The organism is Kitasatospora sp. NPDC054939, assembly GCF_053610105.1.
Genome location: NZ_JBSGXP010000248.1, coordinates 1 through 5,901, shown reverse-complemented (window position 1 = coordinate 5,901; position 5,901 = coordinate 1). Strand labels below are relative to the sequence as shown.

Below are 5,901 nucleotides of genomic sequence, written 5' to 3'. Positions count from 1 at the left end.
GCGCGAGCGAGGTCACGATCCGGCCGGCGAGCATCAGTTGGACGCTCGGCGCGAGGGCGGAGAGCAGGTTGCCGACCACGAACAGGCCCATCAGCAGCATGAGCATCGTCTTGCGGCCGATCCTGGTGCCGAGCACGGTCATCAGCGGTGCGCCGAGGACGACGCCGAGCGCGTAGCCGGTGACCAGGAGGCCGGCGTCGGGGATGGACACGCCGTAGTCGCCGGCGATCTCGGGCAGCAGGCCCATGATCACGAATTCGGTGGTGCCGATCCCGAAGGCCCCGATGGCCAGGGCGAGGAGCGCGAGAGGCATGAGCTGCCCTCCGTACGATTGCTGGTGCGCCTTACGTGCTCCGACAATAGTTGCAGACGCGCTATAAGTGCAAGCAGGGGCAGTCCGGCTCAGCGTCGGAACGGCATAAGCGGGATATATGCCTGGGCCGATATTTCACCGAAGGGCTTATCCTGGAGACCGCCGCACCCGGAAGGAGACCGGACCCCATGACCGCCACCGACCCCGCGCTCACCGCCCTCGCCAACGGGTGGGCCGCCCTCTATGTCCTGTACGGCAGGATCGAGGCGCACGTCGAACGCGCCCTGCAGTCCGAGCACGACCTGAGCGTGCGCGAGTACTCCCTGCTCGACGTCCTCAGCCGCCAGCACGACGGCGAAGGCGGCCACCTGCAGATGAAGCAGGTCGCCGACGCGGTCGTCCTCAGCCAGAGCGCCACCACCCGTCTGGTCACCCGCCTGGAGGACCGCGGCCTGCTCGCCCGCTACCTCTGCCCCACCGACCGGCGCGGCATCTACACCAACGTCACCGAGGACGGGCTGAAGCTCCTCGGCGAAGCCCGCCCCACCAACGACACCGCCCTGCGCGAGGCCCTCGACGAAGCCGCCCGCAACCCCGAACTGGCCCCCCTCGTCGCCGCCGTCGAAGCGGTCGACCCCCCGGCCGCCCTCCGCCTGCGCTGACCGCGCCCGGCACCCGGTACCGGCCCGGTACCGGCCCGGTACCGGCACGCCGGCGGGTCGGCCGGTGGGTCAGGTGGTCGCCGGGTCGGTGTCGTGCGGGCTGAAGGTGCGGCGGTAGGTGGCGGGTGAGATGCCGTAGGCGGTGCGCATGTGGCTGCGCAGGGAGTTCGCCGAACCGAAACCCGAGCGGTGGGCGACCAGGTCGATCGGCAGGTCGGTGGACTCCAGGAGGTGCTTGGCCACCTCCAGGCGCTGCGCGGTGAGCCACTGGACCGGCGTGCTGCCGACCTCGTCGCGGAACCGGCGGGTGAACGAGCGCAGGCTCATCCGGGCGTGCTCGGCGAGGCGGGTGAGCGGCAGCGGTTCGGCGAGGTGCTCCAGGGCCCAGGCGCGGGTGGCGGTGGTGCTGGCGACGGTGGGCTCGGGGACCGGGCGGTCGATGAACTGGGCCTGCCCGCCGTCGCGCCACGGCGGCACCACGCACATCCGGGCGGCCCGGTTGGCGACCGCCGTGCCGTGGTCGCGGCGGATCACGTGCAGGCACAGGTCGACGCCGGCCGCGACGCCCGCCGAGGTCAGCACGTCGCCGTCGTCCACGAAGAGCACGTCCTCGTCGACCTTGACGCTCGGGTAGGCGCGGCGGAACTCCGGGGCGAGGTTCCAGTGGGTGGTCGCCGGACGGCCGTCGAGGAGTCCGGCCGCGGCGAGGACGTACGAGCCGGTGCAGATCGACACCAGCCGGGTGCCCGGCCGGATGCCGGCGATGGCGGCGTCGACCTCGGGCGGCAGCGGGCCGCCGAGCGCCAGCTCGGGCATGGCGTGGGTGGGCGGCAGGATCACGGTGTCCGCCCGGGTCAGGGCCTCGGGTCCGGCGGCCGGCTGGACGGTGAAACCGGCGTCGCTCAGGACGGGTGCGCCGTCGGCCGTGCAGACGGTGACCTCGTACAGCGGCCGGTCGTCGGCGTCCACGGCACTGCCGAACACCCGGGACGGGATGCCGAGTTCGAACGGCGGCACGCCCGGCAGGGCGAGCACCGCGATCCGGTGCCGCCGGGTGGCGGTGGCCGCCGGGTCGCGCCGTTCCGCCGTCTCCGTCGCCCGTGTCGCACCCATGGCCAGATCCTGTCACACCGTGGCCGAACGGCCAACACTGCGGAGGGCCGCCGTGCCGGATCGTGGAGTCCGTCGCCGGGAGAACCCCGGCGGCGTACGGAACGAAGCGAAGGACGAGGCGGACACCATGCGAGCAGTGGTCGTGGAGCAGTGGGGCGGACCCGAGAACCTGGTCGAGCGCGAGGTCGAGCGCCCCGAGCCCGGACTGAACGAGGTCCTGGTGCGCGTCCACGCGGCCGGGGTGAACCCGGTCGACTGGAAGACCCGGGCCAGCGGCGCGCTCATCGGATGGGGCGCGGTGCCGGCCGTCGGCTGGGATGTCTCCGGGACGGTCGAGGCGGTCGGGCCGGGCGTCGGGGTGTTCCGCCCCGGCGACGAGGTCTACGGGATGCCGCTGTTCCCCCGGCAGGCCGGCGGGTACGCCGAGTACGTCGTCGCGCCCGCCCGGCACCTCGCCCGCAAGCCGGCCGGACTGACGCACGTCGAGGCAGCGGCGCTGCCGCTGGCCGCGCTGACCGCCTGGCAGGCCCTGGTGGACGCCGCCGGCGTCCGCGCCGGCGAGCGGGTCCTCGTGCACGCGGCGGCCGGCGGGGTCGGGCACCTCGCGGTGCAGATCGCCAAGGCGCGCGGCGCGTACGTCATCGGCACGGCCAGCGGCGCCAAGCACGACCTGGTGCGGGAGCTGGGCGCGGACGAGGTGGTCGACTATCGGGAGGCGCGGTTCGAGGACGTCGTGTCCGACATCGACGTGGTCCTGGACGGCATCGGCGGAGAGACGGCCGAGCGCTCCCTGAAGGTCCTGCGGGCCGGCGGCCGGCTGATCACCCTCCCCGGCCCGGGCGACGTCCCCGCCGGCGCACCCGACGGCGTCCGGGCGCTGTGGGTCCTGGTCGAGCCCGACCACCTGGGCCTGCGCGAGATCGCCGCCCTGGTCGAGCGGGGCGCGCTGAAGCCCGTCGTCGAGACCGTCCTGCCGCTGGCCGAGGCCGCCAAGGCGCACGAGATCGGCGAGCGGGGCCGCACCACCGGCAAGATCGTCCTCGCCGTCACCCACCCCGGGGCCGCCACGGCCTGACCGCACCCCCAGCCCGGCGCCGGCCGCCCCGGGCCAGCTCGGTCGGGTCCGGGGTCTGCCGGGGGGCGCTCACTCCTCGGGGTGGAATCCGGCGGCCAGTGGGCGCAGCGCTGCCCGGGCATACCGGGCCTTCGCGGAGGCCGCCCCGATGCTGTGTGCCGACGCTCCGGGGCGGCGCGCTCCACGGACGGGGCCGGCCCGGGCGGCGGGTGCGTGGGGTACCCGCGAGCAGGCACGGCGCCGCGAGGACCTCGGCAGGAGGACCACGGGCGGGGTGCCGGCGCGACGACGAGGAGACACAGAGTGGACCGTTTGCCCAAGTCCCTGTCCGGTGCGCGGCCGGGGCTCGGCCGGGTCGGTGCGGCGGCCGCCGCCGGCCTGCTGCTCGCGCTGTCCGTCCCCGGGGCTGCGCTCGCCGCGCCCGGCGACCTGGACACCGCGTTCGGCACGGGCGGGAGGGTGACGACCGACTTCGGCGGCGGCTCGGACGAGGCCCGCGGGGTCGTCGTCCAGTCCGACGGCAAGATCGTCGTGGCGGGGTACGCGGGTGCCACCGACGACTTCGCGCTCGCCCGGTACAACCCGGACGGCAGCCTCGACGCCGGGTTCGGTACCGGTGGGCGGGTGACCACCGACTTCAACGGCGGCTCGGACGAGGCCCGCGGGCTCGCCCTCCAGTCCGACGGCAAGATCGTGGCGGTCGGCCGCAGCGAGGTGCCCGAGGCCGGCTTCGGCTGGTTCTCGCTGGCCCGCTACAACGCCGACGGCTCGCTGGACACCGGCTTCGGCAGCGGCGGCAAGGCGGTCGTCGACTTCGGCACGGGCGGCGCCGACGACGCGTTCGGCGTGGCGGTGCAGGGCGACGGGAAGGTCGTCGCCACCGGCCTGACGGGCGGTGACTTCGCGCTCGCCCGCCTCAACGCCGACGGCACCCTCGACACGGGCTTCGACGGCGACGGCAGGGCGACCACCGACTTCGACGGCGGCGCGGACGCGGCCCGCGGCGTGGTGGTGCAGGGCGACGGGCGGATCGTCGCCGCCGGCTACACCGGCAGCGGCACCAACTACGACTTCGCGCTCGCCCGGTACACCGGCACCGGCAGCCTCGACCCGAGCTTCAGCAGCGACGGCAAGGTCGCCACCACCTTCGGCGGCGTCGAGTTCGCGCACGCGGTGGCCCTGCAGCCGGACGGGAAGATCGTCGCGGCGGGGTACACCGGCAACGACTTCGCGCTGGCCCGCTACAACACCAGCGGCAACCTCGACGGCGGCTTCGACACCGACGGCAAGGTCACCACCGACTTCGGCGGCAGCGAGGTCGCGTACGGGGTCGCGGTGCAGTCGAGCGGCGCGATCGTCGTCGCCGGCTCCACCGTGACGGGCGGTGCGAGTGACTTCGCGCTCGCCCGGTACACCACCGCCGGCGGCCTCGACACCGGCTTCAGCGGCGACGGCCGGACCACCACCGACTTCGGCGGCGGCTTCGACCAGGCGCTGGCCACGGCCGTCCAGTCGGACGGGAAGATCGTCGCGGCCGGCTTCGGCAACGGCGACGCGGCCCTCGCCCGGTACGACGGTGGCGCCGGCACCCCGACCGGGGTGGACCTGTCGGTCACCAAGACCGGCCCGGCCACCGTCACCGCCGGCGCGCAGGCCGCGTACACCGTGACGGTGACCAACAGCAGCGGTACGGCCGCCACCGGGGTCACGCTCACCGACTCGATCACCGGCCCGGGCACCGTGCTCTCGGCCACCCCGGGCCAGGGCAGCTGCACCACCACCGCCACCAGCGCCAGTTGCGCGCTCGGCACCCTCGCCGCCGGTACCAGCACCACGGTGAACGTCACGGTCGGCACCACCGGCGCCGGCACGCTCACCGACAGCGCGACCGTCGGCGCCGCCCAGAGCGACCCCGTCCCGGGCAACAACACCGCCGGGGCGAGCACCACCGTGAACCCCGCCGGGGTGAACCTCGGGGTCACCAAGACCGGCCCGGCCACCACCAGCATCGGCGACACCCCGGCCTACACCGTGACGGTCACCAACCTCAGCGGCACGGCCGCCACCGGGGTCACCCTGACGGACACCCTCACCGGCCCGGCCGCTCTGATCTCCGCGGCCCCGGGCCAGGGCAGCTGCACCACCACCGCCACCAGCGCGAGTTGCGCGCTCGGCACCCTCGCGGGCGGCGCCAGCACCACCGTCACCGTGACCGTCGAGCCCCGGGCCACCGGCACGCTCACCGACACCGCGACGGTCGCCGCCGCCCAGAGCGACCCCGTTCCGGGCAACAACACCGCCACGGCCACCACCACCGTCAACAACGCCCGCGGCTGCACGATCATCGGCACCGCCAACGCCGAGACCATCGTCGGTACCGGCGGCAACGACGTCATCTGCGGGCTCGGCGGCAACGACACCATCTCCGCGGGCAACGGCGCCGACACCGTCCACGCGGGCTCCGGCAACGACATGGTCGACGGCGGGGCGGGCAACGACTCGCTCCAGGGCGGCCTCGGCAACGACTCGCTGACCGGCGGCCTCGGCAACGACTCGCTCAACGGCGGCCCGGGCACCGACACCCTGAACGGCGGTTCCGGCTTCGACACCTGCACCACCACCCCCGGCGACACCGTCATCAGCTGCCCGTAGCAGCCGACACTCCTTCTGAGCGCGGCGGGGCCCCCCCCCCCGGACCCCCCCCACACATATAAACAACAGAAACAGCCCACCAAAAG

The 5,901-nt window shown here is 74.4% G+C and carries 5 protein-coding genes; 3 read left to right on the top strand and 2 right to left on the bottom strand.

Annotation, left to right across the window (positions count from 1 at the left end):
- A partial coding sequence (locus tag ACWGB8_RS37460; protein WP_452218137.1) for an MFS transporter occupies window positions 1-313 on the bottom strand: 313 nt, incomplete at its 3' end.
- Between the two features lie 188 nt (window positions 314-501).
- Here ACWGB8_RS37460 and ACWGB8_RS37455 point away from each other — a divergent pair.
- Window positions 502-975, top strand: coding sequence for a MarR family winged helix-turn-helix transcriptional regulator (locus ACWGB8_RS37455; protein ID WP_452218136.1), 474 nt, complete (start codon window positions 502-504; stop codon window positions 973-975).
- Between the two features lie 69 nt (window positions 976-1,044).
- Here the strand turns inward: ACWGB8_RS37455 and ACWGB8_RS37450 are convergent, their stop codons facing one another.
- Window positions 1,045-2,088: a GlxA family transcriptional regulator gene (locus ACWGB8_RS37450; RefSeq protein WP_452218135.1), complete on the bottom strand. Its 1,044-nt coding sequence runs from the start codon at window positions 2,086-2,088 to the stop codon at window positions 1,045-1,047.
- A 127-nt stretch (window positions 2,089-2,215) separates the two neighbouring features.
- On the opposite strand from ACWGB8_RS37450, the gene ACWGB8_RS37445 reads away from it, so the two are divergent.
- The gene (locus tag ACWGB8_RS37445) at window positions 2,216-3,163 is read left to right on the top strand and encodes an NADP-dependent oxidoreductase (protein ID WP_452218134.1); all 948 of its coding nucleotides are present in this window, start codon (window positions 2,216-2,218) and stop codon (window positions 3,161-3,163) included.
- A gap of 303 nt (window positions 3,164-3,466) precedes the next feature.
- Complete coding sequence (locus ACWGB8_RS37440; RefSeq protein WP_452218133.1) at window positions 3,467-5,815, top strand: calcium-binding protein; 2,349 nt, start codon at window positions 3,467-3,469, stop codon at window positions 5,813-5,815.
- Window positions 5,816-5,901 lie beyond the last annotated feature (86 nt).

Coding starts and splice junctions, on each gene's coding strand:
- ACWGB8_RS37450 (WP_452218135.1), bottom strand. CDS start 2,088: ATGGGTGCGACACGGGCGACGGAGACGGCGGAACGGCGCGACCCGGCG.
- ACWGB8_RS37445 (WP_452218134.1), top strand. CDS start 2,216: ATGCGAGCAGTGGTCGTGGAGCAGTGGGGCGGACCCGAGAACCTGGTC.
- ACWGB8_RS37455 (WP_452218136.1), top strand. CDS start 502: ATGACCGCCACCGACCCCGCGCTCACCGCCCTCGCCAACGGGTGGGCC.